The organism is Bradyrhizobium sp. HKCCYLS2038 (assembly GCF_051167655.1).
Taxonomy (GTDB): Bacteria; Pseudomonadota; Alphaproteobacteria; order Rhizobiales; family Xanthobacteraceae; genus Bradyrhizobium.
In genome coordinates this window covers 149,408-170,707 of sequence record NZ_JBNPTM010000009.1, presented here as the reverse complement: position 1 = coordinate 170,707, position 21,300 = coordinate 149,408, and the positions used below count along the sequence as shown (strand labels likewise).

Here is a 21,300-nt window from a genome sequence, read left to right as displayed (position 1 = left end):
TCAGCGGGTGAAGACGGCCATCTGGGTCGGCGCACCCCGAGTCTCGTCGTGGTGGCCGATGCCGGAAAGGGCGACTTGATAGGTGTAGGTCTCGCAGATGTTCTGCGTCCAATTGGCGAAATCGGTGCGCGACCATTCGAAGCGGTGATCGCGATGCCTGAACTGGCCGGCGGGCAGGCTCGGAAATAGCGCGTTGTAGTCGGCATTCGGCGTGGTCACGATGACGGTGCGGGGGCGTGCCGCGCCGAACAGGACGCGCTCCAGCATCGGCAGCCGGTCGGGATCGAGATGCTCGATCACTTCGACCAGGGCCGCTGCATCGACGTCGGCCCAGCGCGCATCGCGATAGGTCAGCGACCCATGCAGCAGCGTGACGCGGCCCTCCGGCGGGCCGCCCGGCGCGCCCAGCTTCAGCCGCTTGGCCGCCCGCTCCAGTTCGCGCGCGGCGGGATCGAGACCGATCAGGCTGACAACCCAGCGCTCGCGCACCAGCAGCTGCAGCAGCTTGCCTTCACCGCAGCCGAGATCGGCGATGGTCTTGGCGCCGGCCGCGCGCAGCGCCTCGACGACGGCGCTCATGCGCAGGTCGTTGAGCCGGGTCGGCGCCTCCAGCGTGTCCTCCGATGGGCCTCGCGTCTCGGTCTCCAGCGCCTCGTCCTGCGTCTCCGGCGCGAGCCGCGCCAGCGCCGCGCGCGCCAGCACGCCGCGGTGGCGCAGGTAGCGGCGCACGATCAGCTCCTTGGCGGGGTGGGTGTCGAGCCAGCCCTCGCCGCGCTTGAGCAGCTTGTCGATCTCCTCGTCACCGACCCAGTAGTGCTTGGCGTCGTCCATGACGGGGACCAGCACGTAGAGATGGTTCAGCAGCGCGCTGAGCATTGCAGTGCCGCGCAGAGTGAGGCGCACGTAGCGGCTGGTCGGGTCACCTTGGGGCCCCGCGATCGGCGCAACGATGACGTCCCAGCCCAGCGGCTCGAACAGCTGGCGCAGCACGGTTTCGCCGCCGCGCAAGGGCAGCGGCGTCACGACCGCTTCGAGCGGAATGGCGCTGTCAGCGAGCTCCTGGCGCGCGCTGCTGACGCCGTTCATCGCGGTCCGGAACGCCTTGTTGAGCGCGACCGACAGGAAGGACGATGCGGCGTAGGGCCGGTCGTTGACATATTGATCGAGCAGCCCGTCGCTCTGGCCCTTGCCGCGGACGAGCCCAATCGGATCGACGTCGAGCACCAGCGCTGCCTCGCAGCGGGTCGCGCTGGCCTCGGGATAGAAGATCAGCGCCTTACCATAGGTGAGTTCGAGCTCGTGCAGCCGCTCCGGATGCTTGTTGAGCAGATAGCCGAGATCGGTGGCGGGCTGATGGGTGGTCGCGATGGAGAGGTACATGGTGTCACTTAAACCGATCGGCGTGGTTTGATCCACAGCTTGTGGAATGAGACCCGGGCGCGTCTGTGACGCGTCCGGGTCATTTGTCGTTCAGTCATTCGTCGTCAGTGCAGGGTGGCGCCGCGCAGCGTTTCCTCCTGCGCCGCGATCCAGGCGATCACGGCCTCGGAGAAGCCGTCGACCCGCGTCCAGGGCCCGTATCCGACCCCGTGCTGGTACGACGCCACGTTGACCATGGTCCCGCGCGCCCGAGGCGACTGCACCGGATCGTGGCTCTGCTCGTCAGTGAAGACGATCAGGCGGTCGCCGTTGCGGTCGACCTCGCTGACCGCACGCCCGAGATAGGTCCCGGAATGCGGCTGCGAGGCGAGGATCGCATCGCGCAGCGCGAAGCCCCGCCGCGGCGGCACCTTCACGACCTTGTCGCTGAACGTGAAGATCTCCACCGCGTCGCAGACCTCGCGGGCCAGAACCGCCAGCCCGCACGCCGCGTCCGCGCGCGTCATCTCCGACTTCGCGGACAGCGCCGCGAACATCGAGCCGGAGACGTCGATCAGGAGTCGCGTACGGCCCGGAAGCCGCCGATAGCCCTTGATCGACCGGAGCATCGCGGCCTCGAGTTCGGGCTCGAAGTCCGGCGCGTGCCGTGCCGCCGTGATGAACCGATACGGCAGCACCCGGTCCGTCCGCATCGCCGCGATCGCCTCCGCGATCGTTGCGCGCGGCACTCCGGCCTGCCGCATCAGGCGCAGGTTGCGCAACAGCGCCAGCGCTCCGAGCCTGTTCTCACCGAGCAGCCGCTCGAAGCTCGCACGCTTGTCCGCACCGGCCGACAGCGCGACCTCCCAGGTGTCGGGCGAGGCCAGCTCGCCATCGACGAGCTGCTTCCACACCGCCTCCTGGGCGGCGTCCTTGGGCCTGGCGTGAACCAGGAACAGGACGTCGCGCAGCCGCACCGGCCCCTCGCGGTCATACTTCGCGAGCTGATAGGCGTCGAACTTACCGAACGCCTTGGCCAGCCCCTTCTTGACCTGCGCCGAGACTGCCTGCCGCTTGCGCTGCTGCTGCGGACCGAGAGCGTCCGCCCAGTAGATCGCGAGCAGCTCGGTCATCTCGTCCGGCCGCTGGATGATGCGCGACAGCGTCTCGGCAACCAGCGCACGATGTGACGGCAGCCGCGCCATCTCGCGGGCGACGAGCAGCGGCGCGTGCCGCAGCTTCATCTCCTCGCGCGCGCGGATCGCGAGCTGAGCCACCTCGCGCGGCTCGACCTGCGGCACAAGCGCCTTGATGCGATCGGCGATCGCGACCCCGTCCTCGTAGAACTGGTCCTCCCAGAGCAGGCAGCTCATCAGCGTACGCTGCAGCGCCTGTGCCGGCGCGAGCTGTCGGGACGGCGCACCCTCGTGGGTGAAGGCGCGCAGGAACGTGTTGAGCTTGACCATGCCAGGCCTCCTGTTGGGTTGATGGTCGATGGATGGAATGGCCGGGAGCACCGGCCGGCACGCGTGATATCGTCTGAGATCACGCGTGATGGGGACCACACGCCGGGAACGGGCGAATGCTGAGCTCCGCGCCACTCGCGTGGAGCGGATAGTGCTCTACCGCTGAGCTACCGGCGCATGGAACGCCGGGTGGGACTCGAACCCACGACCTCTCGATTCGAAGTCGAAGTATCAGCACTCTTCACCACGGCGCGTGGAAGAAGGAGCGCAGAGCGTATCTGCGCCGTTGCGGTGACCGGCTGTCGAGACGATCACCGGTTGAGATGGACCACGAGCCAGGAACAGGCGATGACTGAGACCCGGTCCCACTTTCGCGGACCGGACAGCGCTCTGACCTCTGAGCTACCGGCAAGCCGCCGGACGGGATTCGAACCCGTGACCTCTGGCGTGGCAGGCGAAGTAACAGTCGTCTTCACCACGGCTCGTGGATGCGTGCGGCGGGGAACGGGTGATGCTGTTGCTGCCCTCGGGGGCAGCTGTCGCTGCTTCCTGGGGGCGCTCGGTTTCAACGAAGTAACAGACATCCTCACCCACCGCCTTGCCGTCCGGCGGTCGCCGGACGACGTTGATGGTTTGCTGGGGAACGGGCGATATCAGCGATCAGTGACGCCAACGCAGGTCATTCGAGAGACGAACAACCGAACCCGCGACTCGACGGCTTTCGCTTCGCCGCCTCCACGGTACGTGACGCCAAGGGCGGGATTCGAACCCGCAACACCATGGTACGAAGGAGCCGATACCTTCACCACCAGCAGCTCCCGGCCGCGAGCGGCCGGGAATTGAAACAACTTGTCTGCGGCGCTCGACGGCGCCGCTGTTTGCGAGCTCCGGGGAAGCTCGCTCTGTCATCGGTGTCCGGCGTGACCGCCTCGTTCCCTCCGACAGGCCCCGCGCGCTTGGGCCACGCGCATCACCAGCGCGAGCCCCGGGATCCGGGTCTCCCGTTCCGGCCGATGGCCGGGACATTGGTCGTTCGCCGTGCAGCCGCATCGCGCGAGGGCAACAAAAAACCCTCCGGAGCGGCTGGCTCGGGAGGGTCCGTGTGATGCGGACTTGGTGGATCCTGCCTCAAGCAAGACCGCTCCCCCGAGCAAGGCGTGCAGCATCCATCGGCGAACTGCCGCGGGATTTGCAAATCGGATGTTCGTAGTTGAAGGACATCATCGGGCTCTTGTCGGTCATTTCGCTCGCGATGTTGCTCGCGAGGCCGGGGGACATACGCGCGTTTGCTGTTGCTGTCAACGTCGTGTCCTGACTTTTTTTCGTGGCCTTGTTTCGCAGTTGATCTGAAACAACGTGATCGCGTGATGCGAAACTATTGTGATCTCATCATCATTCCGGCTGATCTTGCGAGCGCGTTGTCATGAACAGACGGCAGATTTTATTAGGAACGGGCGGAGCGTTCGTGACCGCCGCGCTCGGCGCAGTCGCCTGGCGCGCGTCCACGGGCACGATGGCGGAGTACGAGGACTACACGGCGCGACTGCGCGCGCCGTTGTCGCCCGACATCGCCGACGTCATCCGCCATGCGACGCTCGCGGCCAACAGTCACAACACCCAGCCCTGGCGCTTCCGCGTCACGCCGGATGCGATCGAGCTGCGGCCCGATCCGTCGCGGCGGACTCCCGCGGTCGATCCGGACGATCATCATCTGTTCGTCAGCCTCGGCTGCGCAGCGACCAATCTTGCGATCGCGGCCGGCGCGAGCGGCCGTCCGGGCGAGGTGACGATCGACAACGAGATGGTGCGCTACGGCTTCACGACGACGAGCCCGCATGACGACCCGCTGCTCGCCGCGATCGTCCGCCGGCAGTCGACGCGATCAGTGTATGACGGACGTGCCGTGCCGACGGCCGACCTCGCCACGCTGCAGGCCGCGGCAGCGGTGCCCGGGGTCGATCTCGTGATCGTCACGGACCCGGCGCGGGTTGCGGCGATCCGCGATCTCGTCATCGCCGGCAACGACGCGCAGATGCGCGATGCCGCGTTCATGCGCGAGCTGAAGAGCTGGATCAGGTTCAACCCGCGCAGCGCGATGGCGAGCAGCGACGGCCTGTTTGCGGCTGCGAGCGGCAATCCATCATTGCCGACGGCGCTCGGCGGCGTCGCGTTCGATCGCCTGTTCGAGGCGTCCACCGAGAATGACCGCTACGCGCGGCAGATCGCATCTTCGGCAGGCCTTGCCGTGTTCGTGGCGGAACAGGCCGACCCCGCGCACTGGATCAAGGCGGGGCAGGCGTGCCAGCGCTTTGCGCTCGAAGCGACGCGGCTCGGGCTCAAGCTCGCGTTCGTCAATCAGCCGGTCGAAGTGGCCGCGCTGCGCCCCGAGCTGGCGCGTCTGATCGGGACCACAAGGCGGCCGGATCTGGTGCTGCGGTTCGGCTACGGTCCCGCACTGCCATTCTCGCCGCGGCGACGTGTCAGCGAGGTGCTGGGTTCATGAGTCGTTCTTGTCAATCTTGACGGAATCCCGACTCGGTGCATTGCTTCGAAACATGTTCGAGAACACCCGATTGGCACGCATGAGCGATGGGCATTATTGCCTGGTGCGCGACCTTGGCCTGGTCAAGGGCGGCAAGGGCATGCGCTATCACGAGGTGGTGGTGGACTTCAGCGCGCGCGGGATGAAGGCTCTGGCAAAGCAGGGAGCGTCGTCGCTGATGCGCCGCGTCGCCACCAAGCTTGCGCAGCACGAGGCGACCTCGAAGCTGCCGGCGCTGCTGCGCGTGCGCCTGCGCGAGCCGCAGTAACCTCACCGCTTGCGCTTAGCCAGCGTCGCAGTCCGCTTCGGATCGTAGGGGCTGTCCGGATTGACGTCGAGGTCGACCTCGGCGACGCAATATTGCGGTTGGCTGTGGCTGCGCCCTGCGTGCCAGCGGCCCTCGCGCAGCTCGACCTCGCTCATCTCGGCGACATCGAAGCACTTCCACTGGCCGCCCGGCGGCAGGCCGCGGCTCGCGCCACCGGCGAACTGGAACGCCAGCACGCGCTCGCGGCCCGCGGTGTGGCCGAGAATTATCGGGCAGGCCGCGCGGGCGAAGCCACGGTACATGCAGAGAAGCTGCTGGCGCGTGATCATCGCCTGCACGATCAGGTCATAGGTTGCACTCGGCATGCTGGATATCCGCACATCTGCTGCAGCATAAGATCGTCCCGCAGGACTTGTTCCCGGCTCCTGGCTTGCGGCGCGGGCACGCGGGCTTAGATTGAGGCCTCAACACAACAGGCGAGCGATAGCCATCATGTCCGACCTCTCCAGCTTCCCGATCACCAAGCGCTGGCCGGCGCAGAATCCCGACCGCATCCAGCTCTATTCGCTGCCGACGCCGAACGGCGTGAAGGTCTCGATCATGCTGGAGGAGACGGGCCTGTCTTACGAGCCGCACACGATCGATTTCGGCAAGGAGGATCAGAAGACGCCGGAATTCCTGTCGCTCAATCCGAACGGCAAGATTCCGGCGATCATCGATCCCGACGGTCCTGGCGGCCAGCCGCTCGGGCTGTTCGAATCCGGCGCGATCCTGCAGTATCTCGCCGAGAAGACCGGAAAATTTCTCCCCGCCGATCCGGCGCGGCGCTGGCAGACAATTGAGTGGGTGCACTTCCAGATGGGCGGCATCGGGCCGATGTTCGGGCAGCTCGGCTTCTTCCACAAGTTCGCCGGCCGCGAGTACGAGGACAAGCGGCCGCTGCAGCGCTACGTCGCCGAGAGCAGGCGGCTGCTCGGCGTGCTCGAGACGAGGCTCGATGGTCGGCAGTGGATCATGGACGGCGACTACACCATCGCCGATATCGCCTCGCTCGGCTGGGTGCGCAACCTGATCGGCTTCTACGGCGCGCGTGAGCTCGTCGCGTTCGATGAGCTCAAGCACGTGCCGGCCTGGCTGGAGCGTGGGCTGGCGCGGCCGGCGGTGCAGCGCGGGCTCGAGATCCCGAAGCGGCCGTGATCGTCGGCGAGGCCGAGTTCGAACGCTGTATGGAGGCCGCGTTGTCCGCGCCTGCGACAGCGGGCGACGGCGTGCTCGGGCCTGATAGCGTGATGTGGCGCGTGCATCGCGAGGCGGCGCTGTTTCTCGGCGCCGGCCGCGCGCTGCTGCTGCAACTCGCCCATCCCTGGGTCGCCGCCGGAATCGCCGGCCAGTCGAAAGTGTTCGCCGATCCGCTCGGCCGCTTCCACCGCACCTTCGGCATCGTCTACACGATGGTGTTCGGCACGCGCGACCAGGCCGTCGCCGTGGCGCGGCGGCTGTATCGGCGTCACGCTGCGGTCGACGGCGTCATGACGGAGACCGTCGGACCCTTCGCGGCCGGCTCGCGCTTTCTCGCCAACGATGTCGAGGCGCTGCGTTGGGTGCATGCGACGCTGGTCGAGACCGCGATGATGTCGTACGGCCTGCTGTGTCCGCCGCTCAGCGAGGCCGAGCGCGAGCAATATTGGCGCGAGGCGATGCGCTTCGCCGGCCTGTTCGGCATTCCGCGCGACGCGCTGCCGCCGGACTGGACCTCGTTCAAGGCCTACACCGCCGCGATGATGGAATCCGAGACGCTGACCGTCAGCACGGCCGCACGCGACATCGCGCGGCGGATCTTCGCGGGCGAAGCGACGTGGATCGGGCCGCCGCGCTGGTTCAACGCCCTCACCGCAGAGATGCTGCCGGAGCGGCTGCGCCTGGCGTTCGACCTGCCATATGGCGAGCGTGAACGACGGAGCGCCGCGCGGGCCCGCATCTGGCTGCCGCGCGTCTACGCAGCGTTGCCGGACAGGCTGCGAACGGTCGGCCCCTATCAGGAAGCGATAGCGCGTATCGAAGGGCACGCCTGTCCGCCATTCACGCAGCTGCTCAACCGCGCCTGGATCGGACAGCCGCTGATGCCGGCTGCGAGCGGCGTTTCACGGCCGTCGCCGACGCCCGGAGGCGGTCACCGCAAGGTGTGATCGAGTTCATAGCAGCCGACTCTCGTGCGAGCTACGATCGTCATACTGAGATCGCGACCGCATGCGGGAGACTGCAATGGATGCGCTGACGCTTTTGATCATCCGGCACGCCGAGAAGCCCGACGGCGATGCCACGGGCCCCGGCCTGACACACAAGGGCAAGACGGATTCGAAATCGCTGGTGATCTCAGGCTGGGAGCGGGCAGGGGCGTGGACGGCGCTGTTCGGCAGCGGACTGGGCGGCACGACCTATCCGACGCCGCAGGCGATCTACGCCGCCGATCCCGACAGCACCAAGGATGCCACTGAACCGAGCCGGCGACCCTATGAGACGGTGCTGGAACTGGCCGCGCGCGTCGGCCTCGCCAAGCCGGATGTGTCCTTTGCGAAGGGACAGGAAGCGGCGCTCGTCGCAGCGCTGTTGCCGCTCTCCGGCGCGGTGCTGGTCGCCTGGGAGCACAAGGCGATCATCGCCGACATTCTGCCGCGTCTGCCGGTGAGCAACGCCGATCGATTGCCGACCCACTGGTCGGGCAAGCGCTTCGACGTCGTGCTGCGCTTCGACCGCGCAGGGGGCGAAGACGAATTCGCGTTCACCGAGCTGTATCCGTGCCTGATGCCGGGCGATTCCACCAAGCCGCTGAAGAGCGATCCGAACGACAATTGAGCCGTTCGGCTGCCGCGCACCGCGTGCGCGTGGCATACATTATGCGATGCATCTTCACGCCCACGTGCTCGTCATGCCACCGCAATGCGTTCGCGATCGCTGACGTCCTCGACCCAGGCATGGGCGGCGAACCATTCATGGTAGATGCAGCAGTGCGGGCAGTAGGTGCGGGAGAAGAACACGGGCATGCGCTGAAAGCGCTCGGCGTCCATTTCCATCCCTGTCTCGATGCTGCGGCCGGTCTGCGGACAACGTACCATGATCATGCCCATTCGCGGTCTCCTGTTCGCGCGCCAGATACGCCGGGGATGCGAAGAAAATGTAATGCCCAGCCGACAGTTTCATGGCAAAGGTCGGAGTGAATTCCGATTGTGGAACGGAGCGCGCTTGCGCATCAAAAGCAGGTGAATCGCACTGCAAAATGCGGGGCCGATTGTCGCAACATGGGACATCGCGCGCAGCCGGACACGATGGTTTGAGGACGATGGCCATGAGCATCACGATCTACGGAATCAAGAACTGCGACACGATGAAGAAGGCGCGCGCCTGGCTCGACGAGCACGGCGTGGCCTACGCCTTTCACGACTACAAGACGGCCGGGATTGACAAGACGACATTGAAGACGTGGAGCGACGAGGTCGGCTGGGAAGTTCTGCTCAACCGCGCCGGCACCACGTTCAAGAAGCTGCCCGACGCCGACAAGGAAGATCTGACCGAGAGCAAGGCGATCACGCTGATGCTGGCGCAGCCCTCGATGATCAAACGCCCGGTGCTCGATCTCGGCGGCAAGCGCGTGGTGGGCTTCAAGCCGGATGTCTATGCCAAAGCGGTCAAGGGCGCGAAATAGGCTGATCTGCAACCGCCCGGATGGGGCGGCGTCAGCAGATGAAGCCGCCGCTGGCCGTCGTTTTACACGGCCCAATGGCGGTGCTCGACGGGAAAGCTGTTGCCGGAAACTTGTGATTGAGCGACAATATGTAACGCTACATAGCTCGATTGCAAGGACGGATCATGGACGCCAGCCTCCCCGAACTCGGCGACCTCGAGCGCGAGGTCATGCAACTGGTCTGGGAGCATGGTCCGGTCACGGCCGAGACCGTTCGCGAGAAGCTGTCGCGCAAGCTCAAGGAATCCACCGTGCGCACGGTGCTGCGCCGGCTGGAGGAGAAGACCTATGTGACCCATACGGTCGACGGCCGCACCTATGTCTACACCGCCGCGGAGCCGCGCGCGCGGGTCGCCGCCAAGGCGGTGCAACGGATCGTCGACTGGTTCTGCGACGGCTCGGTCGAGGAGGTGCTGGTCGGCATGGTCGACAACGCGATGCTCGATCAGCGCCAATTGCAGGCGCTGGCCGACCAGATCGCCAAGGCAAAGAAGGACAAGTCGTCGGGCAAGCCAACGGGAAGGTCAACGAGCGGGAGGAAATGATGCTCGCTGTTCTGGCGGAAGCGGCGCTGCGCACCATTCTGCTGGGAGGTGTCGTCGGGCTCGGCCTTTGGCTTTGCCGCGTGCGCCACCCGCAACTGCAGATGACAGCCTGGCTGGTCGTTCTCGTGGCGTCGCTGGCGATGCCGCTGGCGATGCATTGGTCCACCGTCACGATCACCGTCAAGCCGGCGGTGGCCCCGCTCGCTCAAGCCGGCTGGCTGCCTGACGACGCCATTCCAATGTCCGCAGCACCTGCGGCGGAGCCCGCGCCTGATGCGGCGCCGAGTACGCGTCCGGCGCCGCTCGCGGCCGATAACGCCATCAGCCTCGGCATAGTCGCAACCCTGATCTATCTGGCCGTCGCCGGATTCATGTTGCTGCGCCTCGCGATCGGTCTGGTCCTGACCTGGCGGCTGGCGCGCAATGCGCAGCCGCTCGACGGGACGATGCGGCTGCGCCTGAGCGAAGCCATCGCAAGCCCGGTCACGATCGGATCGACCGTGCTGGTGCCGCCGCAATGGCGGTCGTGGGATGCGCGGAAGCAGGAGGCCGTCCTCGCCCATGAGGCCTCGCACATCGCGAACCGCGATTTTCACGTGCTGATTCTGGCCGCCGTCAATCGCGCGCTGTTCTGGTTCAGTCCGTTCGCCTGGTGGCAGCATCGCCGGCTGGCCGATCTCGCCGAGATGATCAGCGACGCCAGCGCCATCGCGGTGCTGGACGATCGCGTGTCGTATGCCGAGATTTTGCTCGACATCGTGCAGGCGCCGCGCCGCCGCATGGTTGCGCTGGAGATGGCCCGGCCGTCGACGGTGCTGGCGCGGATCGAGCGCATCCTGTCGGACGCGAATGCCTGGCCGAAGCTCGCACCGAGCCGCCGCGTGGCCTTTGCCGTGCTGATGGTGCCGCTCGCGGTGCTGTCCGGACTGGCGGTCGCCACCCGCACCGACATCGCCGCGGCCAAGGCCGTGCCCGGCCCGAATGATCTCGCCGCCCCGGCCGGGCGCGCCGAGCACGTCGCCTTCTACGCTGCCGGCGCACGCGGCGTATTTGCGATCTCCCGGCAGGGCGATGGGCTGTACGGCCAATTGACCGGCCAGCGCCGCCTGCGGCTCGCCTCCGCCGAGCCCGGCCACTATGCGTATGCCGACAGTGCGGGGCTGCTCAGCTTCGTGCTGGGCGAGCCTGCACCGCGCGAACTGGTGCTGAATCAGCTGGAGCGCGATCTGAAGGCGGCGCGCATCACCGAGTTCTCCCCGTGCGAAAGCCCGGTCGCAGCCGCGGCCGCCGACGATTATGCCGGCTGGTACGAGCTCGGCGGCAGCCGCGTGCTGACGGTCGGCGCCGCTGCTGCAGGCTTGCAGATGTCGGAGACCGGACGCGGCAGCTTCGTGGCGTCGGCCGACTGCACGGATTCCTTCACCGGCCAGAGCGGCGATCTCGTGTTGTTCCTGCGCGACGGCAAGGGGCGGGTGAGCCGGGTTCTGCTGCAGGATCCGCTGCTCGGCGCGCGGGTGGCGCGCCGTGTCGACGAAAAGAGGGCCAAGGCGGTCGAGGAGACCTTCGCGCGCCGCATCGCCGAGGTGCCGGAGCGCTTCCGCGAGCAGGCTCCGACCGCTGGCAGCCGTGAGATGGTGCTGCGGGGCATTGCCGACCTGCGGCGCGGCGCGCCGAACTACGCGCTCATGAGCCCGTCGCTGGCCGCCAACATCCGTCAGCATGCGACGTGGCTGCAGAGCACGTTCAACACGCTGGGCGAGGTCGAGACGATCTTCTTCCGCGGTGTCAGCCCCGGCGGTTACGACATCTACGGCGTGAAGTTCGTCAACGGCACCGCGGAGTTCCGGCTGCTCATGATGCCCGATGGCAAGGCCGACGACGTCGTCTTTCGCCCCGACGGCAACCAGGCCCCGGGCGAGGTGCTCGACTGCGGCAGCGAAGCCTCGTTGCGCGCAGGGCCGGATGCGACGCCCATCCGCCTCTCCGTCTACAATGCGAGCCGTCAGGACGTTCAGCTGTTCCGGCTGGACGACCGGGGCCGGCGGGTCGCGCATGCGGTGGTCGGCGACGATCAGTCGGCGTTCTTCACCACCGAGATCGGCACCCCCTGGGTGATGGCCGATGCGTCGGGCCGCTGCCTCGAGGTCATCCTGCCTGGACGTCGCACGCGCTTTCACACGGTGGAGGTCGCTCGGTCGGGCGCGGCCGGCGCGCAGCGCTCGGCCCCGCTACCGGACACCGAGGCGAAGCTGCGCGACTACATCGCGGCCGTGGTGCGCGGTGAGCCGGACTACGCGCAGATGGCGCCGGAGGTCGCGACCTGGACGCGGCAGCAATTGTCGATGAACCAGGCCATCCTTGCCCGGCTCGGCGAGATCAGGGCCGTCAGCTTCCGCGGCGTGTCGGGGCTCGATAACGACATCTACATGGTTCATTTCGTCAACGGCACGGCCGAGTGGCGCATCGGCCTGGCCCGCAACGGCAGCATCGGCCGCATCGCGCTCGGCCCTTCTTTCTGATCGCAACACAGCGGCTGCGACGTCACGACGTTTGCAGCCGCGGAACCGCCGCGAGCTGATGACGGCCGCGACCACAATCACGGCTTGAACATGGCGATCCGTAATGCTACGGTGTGTAGCGCTACGTTTCGTCATGAAAGGATGCGGCCGTGATGAGCTCAGGCAAGGCTGCCGCGCTGATGGCGCTGAACCGCTTCGGCATGGGACCGCGGCCGGGCTCGATCGCCGCCATGGCCTCGGACCCCCGGGGCGCGCTGCTCGAGGATCTCGATCGCCACGCCGTGAGCCTCGCGACGGCGGCAACGCTGCCGAGTGCGGCCAAGGCGTTTCGCGCGGTCAACGATGCCAACGCCCGGCGGCAGGCCAAGACGGTGGCGGCCAGGAAAGCACGCGAGGAGGCGAAGAAGCGGGAGACGGCGTCAGCCTTGACGGTGCCGGCGGTTGCCGCGGCCGAAACCGACGCCGATGCCAAGGCTGCGGCCGAAGCGGTGCCCGATCCCGGTCGTCAGTTCTATCTCGACGAGACCAAGGTGCGGACCGAGGCGGCGCTGATCGCTGAGATCGGTTTCGCTGAACGGCTGGTGTGGTTCTGGTCCAACCATTTCTGCATCTCGGCCGACAAGATCCAGAGCATGGCCGGCGCCTATGAGCGCGAGGCGATCCGCCCGCACGTGCTCGGCCGCTTCGCCGATCTGCTGCTCGCCGCCGAGAGCCATCCGGCGATGCTGTTCTACCTCGACAACACGGTGTCGATGGGGGCGGGCTCGATCGCCGGCTTGAACAACAATCGCGGCCTCAACGAGAATCTCGCGCGCGAGATCCTCGAGCTGCACACGCTCGGCGTCCGCAGCGGCTACGGCCAAGCCGACGTCATCGCCTTCGCCAACATCCTGACCGGCTGGAGCCTGCTCGCGCCGGGCGCCGATCCCGAACGCGGCGGCGAATTCATCTTCAACCCGCGCCTGCACGAGCCGGGCGCACAGACCGTGCTGGGGAAGAGCTATGCGGATGAAGGCGTGGAGCAGGGGCGCGCCGTGCTGCGGGATCTCGCTGTCCATCCCGCCACGGCTGATCATGTGGCTGGCAGGCTGGCGCGTCATTTCATCGCCGATCAGCCGCCTCAGGACCTGGTGGATGAGCTGGCCCGGGTTTTCCGAGACACCGCTGGTGATCTCAAGGAAACGGCCAAGGCGATGGTCACGTCGGCCGCGGCCTGGACTGTGCCGCCGTCCAAGCTGAGGCGGCCGTCCGAATGGGGCGTCGCCATGGTGCGCGCGACCGGTCTCACCGACGTCGATGCGCTGCGCTTCACGCAGGCGCAGCGGCTGCTCGGCGAGCCGCTGTGGCGGCCATTGTCGCCGAAGGGCTACGCTGATGACGAGCCGAGCTGGATCGACGGCCTCGGCCGGCGCATCGACATCGCCAACGTGTTCGCCGAGCGCATCGGCGGCCAGGTCGACGCGCAATTCGTCACCGAGACCGTGCTGCAATCCTGCGTGACCGCGGAGGTGACACATGCGGTCGCGCAGGCCGAGAGCCGTCAGCAGGCGCTCGCGCTGCTGTTCATGTCGGCGGACTTTCAGAGGAGATGAGCATGACGCACCTTCATCTGCCGAGCCGGCGCGACGTGCTGCGCGGCTCCGGCGCATTGTTCGCCTGGACCCAGATGCCGCGCCTGGCACGCGCGGAGGGCCGCGATCCGCGGCTGCTCGTGATCGTGCTGCGCGGTGCGCTGGATGGACTTGGGGCGGTGGCGCCAGTCGGCGATCCCGACTGGGTGAGACTGCGCGGCGATCGCGCGCTGCTGCTCGACGGCAAGCCGGCGGCGCTGCCGCTCGACGGCTTCTTCGCACTCAACCCGGCGATGCCCAACCTGCACCGGCTGTATGGGGCAGGGCATGCGGCGATCGTGCATGCGACCTGCACGCCGTATCGCGACCGCTCGCATTTCGACGGCCAGGACGTGCTGGAGAGCGGCATGATCCGTCCTGGAATGACGGATAGCGGCTGGCTGAACCGCGCGCTGGTCGAGATGGACTCCGACGGCCGCGTCAACACCAATGGCGGCCGCGTGCTCGGCATCGGCGCCGTCACGCCGCTGGTGGTGCGCGGTCGCGCGCCGGTGCTGTCCTGGGCGCCGCAGCGTGTGCTGCCGGCGAGCGACGACACCCAGATGCGGCTGCTCGATCTCTATCGCCACACCGATGCGCGGCTCGCCGCGGCGATGCAGTCGCGCATCGAGCTCGCGGCGATCGGCGGCACGGCGGGAGGCAATGCGGCGATGACCGACGAGCCGCCTGCCGAGCTGCTCGGCTTCGCCCGTGTGCGCGCGTACTTCGCCGAAACGGCGGGCGCGGCCGGTCGCTTTCTGGCGCGGGCGGACGGACCGCGGGTCGGCGCGCTCGGCTTCGCCGGCTGGGACACGCATATCAACGAGGGCGCCGGCGCCGGACAGCTGGCAAATCTGCTGGGCGCGCTGGATGGCGCGGTCGCGGCGATCGAGACAGCGATGGGGAGCGCCTGGCGCGAGACCGTCGTGGCCGTCGTCACCGAGTTCGGCCGCACCGCGCAGATCAACGGCACCAACGGCACCGATCACGGCACCGGCACGGTGGCTTTGCTCGCCGGCGGCGCCGTGAAGGGCGGGCGGGTCATCGCCGACTGGCCGGGTCTCAAGCTCGCCCAGCTCCATGAGCAGCGCGATCTCAGGCCGACCACCGATCTGCGCGCCGTGCTCAAGGGCTTGTTGAAAGACCATCTGCGCGTCGATGGCGCAGCACTCGACAGCCGTGTCTTTCCCGGCAGCGCCGACGTGCCGGCGATGCCGGGACTGCTGATCTGATGCCATGCGCGCCGCTCGCGCATTCGCCGACATCCGTCTCCGAGCGGCCCCGCGAGGTGCCGCGCACTCATGGGTTTGACGATGACCAAAGCTCTCATTCCGCGCCGCGTTCTGTTCGGCAACCCGACGTTTCTCGATGCCCGGCTGTCGCCGGATGGGCGGCTGCTGTCGTGGCTCGCGCCGGTCGATGGCGTGCTCAATTTGTGGCTCGCGCCGTTCGATCGCGTCGGTGACGCAGAGCCGTTGACGCGCACCCAGGGGCGGCCGATCGCGTGGCAGGAGTGGAGCCCGGATGGCCGCTATGTGATGTTCCTGAAGGACGACAACGGCGACGAGAACTTTCATCTGTTCGTCGTCGACGTCGCCACGCGCGAGGTTCGCGACCTCACGCCCTATCCGGGCGTCCGTGCAATTCCGACATTCTGGTCGCACGTCACGCCAAACAAAATCGCGCTGACGCTCAACGACAGGGATCGCGGCAGTCCGGATGTCTACGCGCTCGATCTCGCCAGCGGCGAGCGCACGCTGCTCTGGCAGAACATCCAGCAGCTGGATTTCGTCGGGCTCGACTGGCAGCTCCGCCCGCGCCATGCCCGCAGCAACGCACCCGATGGCGGCGCGCGGCTGTGGCGCATCGAGGACGGGATGCTCGTGCCATGGTGCGACGTGCCTTATGAGGCGAGCTGGAGCACGCGCGCCTGGACGTTCGACGCCGCCGGACATCACCTGCATCTGTTCTCGTGCCTGGAGCGCGAGACCGCGGCGCTGGTGCAGATGGACTGGCTCACCGGTGAGCAGCGGGTGTTGTTCGAGAGCGAGGCGGCCGACGTGACCGCATGGATCTGGGATGCACAGACCTTGCGGCCGGTGGCCGTGGCGATCGATCCGGGACGACAGTCTTGGCACGCGCTGACGCCGGACCTCGCGCAGGATCTCGCCGTGATCGGCGCGGCGCTGCCTGGCCACGCGTTCCACGTCACCAGCCAATCCGACGACGATCGTCGCTGGATGCTGATGAGCTCCACGCCGCAACAGCCGGGGACGTTCCATCTCTATGATCGCGATCGCGGCACGGTGACGGAGCTGTTCACGGCGCGGCCGGATCTGAAGCGCTATCGGCTGGCGCCGATGCAGGCCGTGAAGACCAAGGCGCGCGACGGCCTCGATCTGGTCTCCTATCTCACCCTTCCGGCGGACATCGCCGGCGATCGTCCGCTGGCGCCGCTGCCGATGGTGATGGTCGTGCATGGTGGGCCCTGGGGGCGCGACAGCTACGGCTATCGCGGCGATCATCAATGGCTCGCTGATCGCGCCTATGCGGTTCTGTCGGTGAACTACCGCGGCTCGACCGGCTTCGGCCGCGCCTTCGTTGCCGCGAGCGAGAAGGAGCATGCGCGCCGCATGCATGACGATCTCATCGACATGGTCGAATGGGCCGTCGCGCAGGGCATCGCGCAGCGCGACAGGATCGCGATTACCGGCGTGTCCTACGGCGGCTATGCGAGCTTCGTCGCCGCCACCTTCACGCCGGACGTATTCTGCTGCGCGGTGCCGGTCGTCGGCATCACCAACCTGCAGACGCTCCTTGAGTCGATGCCGCCTTACTGGTCCGGCTTCGCCGAGTTCATGTACCGTAGCTATGGCGATCCGCGCACGGCCGAGGGCAGGGTGCTGCTGGCGGAGCGCTCGCCGATCCACAAGGTCGACGACATCGAAAAGCCGATGCTGATCTTCCACGGCGCCAACGATGTCCGCTGCCTGATGGCCGAAAGCGACACGATCGTGTGTGCCATGCGGCAGCGCCGGATTCCGGTGACCTACATCGTCTATCCTGACGAGGGACACGGCTTCCAGAAGCCGGAGAACCGGCTGTCCTACATCGCCATCGCCGAAGCCTTCTTCGCGCATCATCTCGGCGGCGCCTGCGAGCCGGTGGGGCGCGATTTCGACGGATCGAGCCACGAGGTCCGGGCCGGCGCTCAATTGTTGTCGCATTACCTCTCGTCCCAGCTTGGTTCGGATCAGCCACGCTGCGCCTGAGCGGCTATCGGGGCCGGCTGCTGGTTCGAGGGCGGGTGGTGCAAAGAATGGCTTTCTCTGCGGGCGGGAAAGCTGGAACGACTTCAACGTCAGGTCCGCCAGCCGGACAGCGATTCCGCTGCCCAGCTTTCCGCCTTGCCTAACTCCCTCGATTGACGGCATATTCCGGCGCGAAGCGGTCGCGCGCGCCGGTTGGCATGGTCCAGTCGTCGCAGAGCCGCGTTGTCATAAGAAGCGAGGGCCGGGCGCGGGGCGCGCCGCCGGCTCGGGGGGATTCTGATTGGCCGACGAGTTCATTCTCGAGACCCACGGATTGACGAAGGAATTCGCGGGATTTTTTGCCGTTCGCGATGTTTCGCTCAAGATCCGCCGGGGCACGATTCACGCGCTGATCGGCCCGAACGGGGCCGGCAAGACCACGTGCTTCAACCTCCTGACCAAGTTCCTGCGGCCGTCGGCCGGCACGATTCTGTATAAGGGTCAGGACATTACGGCGACCGCGCCGGCTGACGTCGCCCGCCTCGGGCTGGTCCGCTCGTTCCAGATCTCGGCGGTGTTTCCGCATCTGACGGCGCTGGAGAACGTCCGCGTCGCGCTGCAGCGGCAGCATGGGTCCTCGTTCGACTTCTGGCGCTCCAAGAGCGTGCTGAACCGCTTCAACGGCCGCGCGCTGGAACTGCTCAACGACGTGGGCCTCAGCGAGTTCGCGAATATTCCGGCTGTCGAAATGCCCTATGGACGCAAGCGCGCGCTGGAGATCGCGACTACGCTGGCGCTCGATCCCGAGATGATGCTGCTGGACGAGCCGATGGCCGGCATGGGCCATGAGGACATCGACAAGATCGCAGCGCTCATCAAGCGCATCTCCGCCAAGTACACGATCCTGATGGTCGAGCATAATCTCAGCGTCGTCGCCAACCTCTCCGACACCATCACCGTGCTGACGCGCGGGCAGGTGCTGACCGAGGGACCCTATTCCGAGCTCTCCAAGGACGAGCGCGTCAAGGAAGCCTATCTGGGAGCCGGACATGCCTGAGGTGATCACGGCCAACAAGCCCGCGTCGGCGGCGGCCACCAGCACCATTCTCGACGTCAAGAATCTCGAGAGCTGGTACGGCGAATCGCACATTCTCCACGGCATGAACTTCACGGTGAATGCCGGTGAGGTGGTGACCCTGCTCGGGCGCAACGGCGCCGGCAAGACCACGACCTTGAAGTCGATCATGGGGATCATCGGCAAGCGCACCGGCTCGGTTGCCTTCAACGGCCAGCAGCTGATCCGCATGACGTCCGACAGGATCGCGCGACTCGGCATCGCGCTGTGCCCGGAGGAGCGCGGCATCTTCGCCAGCCTCGACGTCCGCGAGAACCTGCTGCTGCCGCCGGTGGTGCGGCCGGGCGGGCTGACGCTCGAGCAGATCTTCGAGCTCTTCCCCAACCTGAAGGAGCGGCTGAAGAGCCAGGGCACCAAGCTCTCCGGCGGCGAGCAGCAGATGCTGGCGATCGCGCGCATCCTGCGCACCGGCGCGAGCTTCCTGATGCTGGACGAGCCGACCGAGGGTCTCGCGCCGGTCATCATCCAGCAGATCGGCCATACCATCGCGCGGCTGAAGAAGGAGGGCTTCACGATCCTCCTCGTCGAGCAGAACTTCCGCTTCGCCTCGACCGTCGCCGACCGCTACTACGTCGTCGAGCACGGCAAGGTCATCGACGGTTTTGCCAATGCCGATCTGTCCGCCAACATGGACAAGCTGCATACCTATCTCGGCGTCTGACCGGCACCGCGGATTTTACTTGGAAAGTTCTGGAAAGTTGGAAATGAAGAACAGGTTCATCGCGTCATTGCTGCTGGGAACGGCGCTCACGGTTGCCGCCGGCAGCGTGGCTTTTGCCGGGGACAAGACGGTCAAGATCGGCGCGCTGTCCGATCAGTCCGGTCTGTATTCGGACCTTGGTGGTCCCGGCTCGACGCTCGCGGCGCAGATGGCCATCGAGGATTCCGGCCTCACGGCGAAAGGCTGGAAGATCGATGTGATCTCCGGCGATCACCAGAACAAGCCTGATATCGGCACCTCGATCGCGCGGCAGTGGTTCGACGTCGACAAGGTCGACGTCATCGTCGACGTGCCGAATTCCGGCGTGGCGCTGGCGGTGAACAACGTCGTCAAGGAGAAGAACGGCGTCTACATCAATTCGGGCGCGGCGACCTCCGATCTCACCAACGCGCAGTGCTCGCCGAACACGGTGCACTGGACCTACGACACCTACATGCTCGCGCACACCACCGGCCAGGCACTGGTGAAGGCGGGCGGCTCGACCTGGTTCTTCCTCACCGCTGACTACGCCTTTGGCGCCGCGCTGGAGCGCGACACCACGGCGGTCGTGACCGCCAACGGCGGCAAGGTGATCGGCGGCGTCAAGCATCCGCTCAACACCTCCGACTTCTCGTCGTTCCTGCTGCAGGCGCAGTCGTCGAATGCCAAGATCATCGGCCTCGCCAACGCTGGCGGCGACACCACCAACACCATCAAGCAGGCGGCCGAGTTCGGCATCACCAAGGGCGGCCAGAAGCTCGCCGCGCTGCTGTTGTTCCTCACCGACGTCAAGTCGATCGGGCTCGACATCGCGCAAGGGCTGAACTTCACCGAGACGTTCTACTGGGACATGAATGACCAGACCCGAGCGTTCTCCGATCGCTTCGCCAAGCGGATGAAGAACGGCGCGCCGCCGACGATGGTGCAGGCCGGCGTCTATGCGGGCCTGGCGCATTACTTCAAGGCGCTGGACGCGCTCGGCGAGAACCCGCATGACGGCGTCAAGGTCGTCGACAGGATGAAGTCTGTCCCGACCGAGGATGCACTGTTTGGCAAGGGCGAGATCCAGCCCAACGGCCGCACCATCCACACTGCCTATCTGTTCGAGGTCAAAAAGCCGTCCGAGTCGAAGGGGCCGTGGGATCTCTACAAGCTGGTCGGCTCGGTGCCGGGCGACCAGGCCTTCACGCCGCTCGACAAGAGCGCGTGCGCCCTGTTGAAGAAGTGAGCCGCTGCAGCTCCGGCGCTCGCTGTCGGAGCTGATGTGTTTTTGGGAAACGCCGAGAGAAACAGAACAAGACGATGCAGGCCCTCTACGCACAGCTCCTGGTCGGACTGATCAACGGCTCGTTTTACGCGCTGCTCAGTCTCGGGCTTGCCGTCATCTTCGGCATGCTCAACATCATCAACTTCGCCCATGGCGCGCTCTACATGATGGGCGCGTTCTGTGCGTACTTCCTGCTGAATCTCGGTGGCATCAATTACTGGTGGGCGCTGCTGCTGGCGCCGATCATCGTCGGCATCTTCGGCATGATCCTGGAGCGGACCCTGCTGCAGTGGCTGACCGGGCTCGACCATCTCTACGGGCTGCTGCTCACCTTCGGCATCGCGCTGATCGTGCAGGGCGTATTCCAGAACTATTTCGGCTCGTCGGGCTTGCCTTACGCCATCCCCGATCAGCTGCGCGGCGGCATGAATCTCGGCTTCATGTTCCTGCCGGTCTACCGCGGCTGGGTGGTCATCTTCTCGCTGGTGGTGTGTCTGGCGACCTGGTTCCTGATCGAGCGCACGCGCCTCGGCGCCTATCTGCGCGCGGCCACCGAAAATCCCACGCTGGTGCGCGCCTTCGGCATCAACGTGCCGCGCATGATCACGCTCACCTACGGCCTCGGCGTCGGGCTTGCCGCGCTCGCCGGCGTGCTGTCGGCGCCGATCAACCAGGTCCGGCCGCTGATGGGCGCCGACCTGATCATCGTCGTGTTCGCGGTGGTCGTGATCGGCGGCATGGGCTCGATCATGGGCTCGATCATCACCGGCTTCGCGCTCGGGGTGATCGAAGGACTGACCAAATATTTCTATCCCGAGGCTTCCAACACCGTGGTCTTCGTTCTGATGGTCCTGGTGCTCCTGGTGAAGCCGACGGGTCTGACCGGACGGGCGGCCTGA

Annotated in this window: 19 protein-coding genes and 1 tRNA gene; 15 read left to right on the top strand and 5 right to left on the bottom strand. The window is 66.7% G+C overall.

Features of this window, described 5'->3' with window-relative positions:
* From ACQR1I_RS31195 to ACQR1I_RS31185, 3 genes are all read right to left on the bottom strand, one after another.
* Positions 1 to 1,380 (bottom strand): 3' terminal RNA ribose 2'-O-methyltransferase Hen1, encoded by a 1,380-nt coding sequence (locus tag ACQR1I_RS31195; protein WP_434870013.1) that lies wholly within the window; start codon positions 1,378 to 1,380, stop codon positions 1 to 3.
* Positions 1,381 to 1,484: 104 nt separating this feature from the next.
* The gene (locus tag ACQR1I_RS31190) at positions 1,485 to 2,825 is read right to left on the bottom strand and encodes a TROVE domain-containing protein (protein ID WP_434870014.1); all 1,341 of its coding nucleotides are present in this window, start codon (positions 2,823 to 2,825) and stop codon (positions 1,485 to 1,487) included.
* Between the two features lie 178 nt (positions 2,826 to 3,003).
* Positions 3,004 to 3,078: transfer RNA gene (locus ACQR1I_RS31185), tRNA-OTHER, on the bottom strand.
* A 1,170-nt stretch (positions 3,079 to 4,248) separates the two neighbouring features.
* Between ACQR1I_RS31185 and ACQR1I_RS31180 the strand changes: the two genes are divergently transcribed.
* Together ACQR1I_RS31180 and ACQR1I_RS31175 are read left to right on the top strand one after the other, a co-directional pair.
* Positions 4,249 to 5,328, top strand: coding sequence for an Acg family FMN-binding oxidoreductase (locus ACQR1I_RS31180; protein ID WP_434870015.1), 1,080 nt, complete (start codon positions 4,249 to 4,251; stop codon positions 5,326 to 5,328).
* A 79-nt stretch (positions 5,329 to 5,407) separates the two neighbouring features.
* Entirely contained in the window at positions 5,408 to 5,635 is a 228-nt protein-coding gene (locus tag ACQR1I_RS31175; protein WP_434870016.1) for a hypothetical protein, read from the top strand.
* Between the two features lie 2 nt (positions 5,636 to 5,637).
* Here ACQR1I_RS31175 and ACQR1I_RS31170 read toward each other — a convergent pair whose 3' ends face one another.
* The gene (locus ACQR1I_RS31170) at positions 5,638 to 6,000 is read right to left on the bottom strand and encodes a hypothetical protein (RefSeq protein WP_434870017.1); all 363 of its coding nucleotides are present in this window, start codon (positions 5,998 to 6,000) and stop codon (positions 5,638 to 5,640) included.
* 127 nt (positions 6,001 to 6,127) lie between these two features.
* Between ACQR1I_RS31170 and ACQR1I_RS31165 the strand changes: the two genes are divergently transcribed.
* From ACQR1I_RS31165 to ACQR1I_RS31155, 3 genes are all read left to right on the top strand, one after another.
* Positions 6,128 to 6,832 (top strand): glutathione S-transferase family protein, encoded by a 705-nt coding sequence (locus ACQR1I_RS31165; RefSeq protein WP_434870018.1) that lies wholly within the window; start codon positions 6,128 to 6,130, stop codon positions 6,830 to 6,832.
* Positions 6,829 to 7,821: an oxygenase MpaB family protein gene (locus ACQR1I_RS31160; RefSeq protein ID WP_434870019.1), complete on the top strand. Its 993-nt coding sequence runs from the start codon at positions 6,829 to 6,831 to the stop codon at positions 7,819 to 7,821. Before ACQR1I_RS31165 ends, ACQR1I_RS31160 begins: the two co-directional genes overlap by 4 nt.
* A 76-nt stretch (positions 7,822 to 7,897) precedes the next feature.
* Entirely contained in the window at positions 7,898 to 8,488 is a 591-nt protein-coding gene (locus ACQR1I_RS31155; protein WP_434870020.1) for a histidine phosphatase family protein, read from the top strand.
* Positions 8,489 to 8,559: 71 nt separating this feature from the next.
* On the opposite strand, the gene ACQR1I_RS31150 is transcribed toward ACQR1I_RS31155, so the two are convergent.
* The gene (locus ACQR1I_RS31150; protein WP_434870021.1) at positions 8,560 to 8,760 is read right to left on the bottom strand and encodes a hypothetical protein; all 201 of its coding nucleotides are present in this window, start codon (positions 8,758 to 8,760) and stop codon (positions 8,560 to 8,562) included.
* A 218-nt stretch (positions 8,761 to 8,978) separates the two neighbouring features.
* Here ACQR1I_RS31150 and ACQR1I_RS31145 point away from each other — a divergent pair, with 218 nt between their 5' ends.
* From ACQR1I_RS31145 to ACQR1I_RS31100, 10 genes are all read left to right on the top strand, one after another.
* A complete protein-coding gene (locus ACQR1I_RS31145) occupies positions 8,979 to 9,335 on the top strand; it encodes an ArsC family reductase (protein ID WP_434870022.1) in 357 nt (118 codons plus the stop codon).
* 164 nt (positions 9,336 to 9,499) lie between these two features.
* On the top strand, positions 9,500 to 9,919 hold the full coding sequence (locus ACQR1I_RS31140; RefSeq protein ID WP_434870023.1) for a BlaI/MecI/CopY family transcriptional regulator: 420 nt from the start codon (positions 9,500 to 9,502) through the stop codon (positions 9,917 to 9,919).
* Positions 9,919 to 12,438, top strand: coding sequence for a M56 family metallopeptidase (locus tag ACQR1I_RS31135; protein ID WP_434870024.1), 2,520 nt, complete (start codon positions 9,919 to 9,921; stop codon positions 12,436 to 12,438). The genes ACQR1I_RS31140 and ACQR1I_RS31135 overlap by 1 nt, the downstream gene beginning before the upstream one ends.
* Positions 12,439 to 12,587: 149 nt before the next feature.
* Positions 12,588 to 14,030: a DUF1800 domain-containing protein gene (locus ACQR1I_RS31130; protein WP_434870025.1), complete on the top strand. Its 1,443-nt coding sequence runs from the start codon at positions 12,588 to 12,590 to the stop codon at positions 14,028 to 14,030.
* Positions 14,027 to 15,280, top strand: coding sequence for a DUF1501 domain-containing protein (locus ACQR1I_RS31125; RefSeq protein WP_434870026.1), 1,254 nt, complete (start codon positions 14,027 to 14,029; stop codon positions 15,278 to 15,280). The genes ACQR1I_RS31130 and ACQR1I_RS31125 overlap by 4 nt, the downstream gene beginning before the upstream one ends.
* 81 nt (positions 15,281 to 15,361) lie before the next feature.
* Positions 15,362 to 17,320 carry a prolyl oligopeptidase family serine peptidase gene (locus ACQR1I_RS31120; protein WP_434870027.1) on the top strand — a complete coding sequence of 653 codons (1,959 nt, stop codon included), beginning with the start codon at positions 15,362 to 15,364 and terminating at the stop codon, positions 17,318 to 17,320.
* Between the two features lie 280 nt (positions 17,321 to 17,600).
* Positions 17,601 to 18,356, top strand: coding sequence for an ABC transporter ATP-binding protein (locus tag ACQR1I_RS31115; RefSeq protein WP_434870028.1), 756 nt, complete (start codon positions 17,601 to 17,603; stop codon positions 18,354 to 18,356).
* On the top strand, positions 18,349 to 19,095 hold the full coding sequence (locus ACQR1I_RS31110; protein WP_434870029.1) for an ABC transporter ATP-binding protein: 747 nt from the start codon (positions 18,349 to 18,351) through the stop codon (positions 19,093 to 19,095). Before ACQR1I_RS31115 ends, ACQR1I_RS31110 begins: the two co-directional genes overlap by 8 nt.
* 43 nt (positions 19,096 to 19,138) lie before the next feature.
* Entirely contained in the window at positions 19,139 to 20,362 is a 1,224-nt protein-coding gene (locus ACQR1I_RS31105) for an ABC transporter substrate-binding protein (protein ID WP_434870030.1), read from the top strand.
* Between the two features lie 74 nt (positions 20,363 to 20,436).
* The gene (locus tag ACQR1I_RS31100) at positions 20,437 to 21,300 is read left to right on the top strand and encodes a branched-chain amino acid ABC transporter permease (protein WP_434870031.1); all 864 of its coding nucleotides are present in this window, start codon (positions 20,437 to 20,439) and stop codon (positions 21,298 to 21,300) included.

What these genes read in the sequence shown, in the direction of transcription:
- ACQR1I_RS31195 (WP_434870013.1), bottom strand. Translation starts at nt 1,380, where the DNA reads ATGTACCTCTCCATCGCGACCACCCATCAGCCCGCCACCGATCTCGGC.
- ACQR1I_RS31190 (WP_434870014.1), bottom strand. Translation starts at nt 2,825, where the DNA reads ATGGTCAAGCTCAACACGTTCCTGCGCGCCTTCACCCACGAGGGTGCG.
- ACQR1I_RS31180 (WP_434870015.1), top strand. Translation starts at nt 4,249, where the DNA reads ATGAACAGACGGCAGATTTTATTAGGAACGGGCGGAGCGTTCGTGACC.
- ACQR1I_RS31175 (WP_434870016.1), top strand. Translation starts at nt 5,408, where the DNA reads ATGAGCGATGGGCATTATTGCCTGGTGCGCGACCTTGGCCTGGTCAAG.
- ACQR1I_RS31170 (WP_434870017.1), bottom strand. Translation starts at nt 6,000, where the DNA reads ATGCCGAGTGCAACCTATGACCTGATCGTGCAGGCGATGATCACGCGC.
- ACQR1I_RS31165 (WP_434870018.1), top strand. Translation starts at nt 6,128, where the DNA reads ATGTCCGACCTCTCCAGCTTCCCGATCACCAAGCGCTGGCCGGCGCAG.
- ACQR1I_RS31155 (WP_434870020.1), top strand. Translation starts at nt 7,898, where the DNA reads ATGGATGCGCTGACGCTTTTGATCATCCGGCACGCCGAGAAGCCCGAC.
- ACQR1I_RS31150 (WP_434870021.1), bottom strand. Translation starts at nt 8,760, where the DNA reads ATGGGCATGATCATGGTACGTTGTCCGCAGACCGGCCGCAGCATCGAG.
- ACQR1I_RS31145 (WP_434870022.1), top strand. Translation starts at nt 8,979, where the DNA reads ATGAGCATCACGATCTACGGAATCAAGAACTGCGACACGATGAAGAAG.
- ACQR1I_RS31140 (WP_434870023.1), top strand. Translation starts at nt 9,500, where the DNA reads ATGGACGCCAGCCTCCCCGAACTCGGCGACCTCGAGCGCGAGGTCATG.
- ACQR1I_RS31135 (WP_434870024.1), top strand. Translation starts at nt 9,919, where the DNA reads ATGCTCGCTGTTCTGGCGGAAGCGGCGCTGCGCACCATTCTGCTGGGA.
- ACQR1I_RS31125 (WP_434870026.1), top strand. Translation starts at nt 14,027, where the DNA reads ATGAGCATGACGCACCTTCATCTGCCGAGCCGGCGCGACGTGCTGCGC.
- ACQR1I_RS31120 (WP_434870027.1), top strand. Translation starts at nt 15,362, where the DNA reads ATGACCAAAGCTCTCATTCCGCGCCGCGTTCTGTTCGGCAACCCGACG.
- ACQR1I_RS31110 (WP_434870029.1), top strand. Translation starts at nt 18,349, where the DNA reads ATGCCTGAGGTGATCACGGCCAACAAGCCCGCGTCGGCGGCGGCCACC.
- ACQR1I_RS31105 (WP_434870030.1), top strand. Translation starts at nt 19,139, where the DNA reads ATGAAGAACAGGTTCATCGCGTCATTGCTGCTGGGAACGGCGCTCACG.
- ACQR1I_RS31100 (WP_434870031.1), top strand. Translation starts at nt 20,437, where the DNA reads ATGCAGGCCCTCTACGCACAGCTCCTGGTCGGACTGATCAACGGCTCG.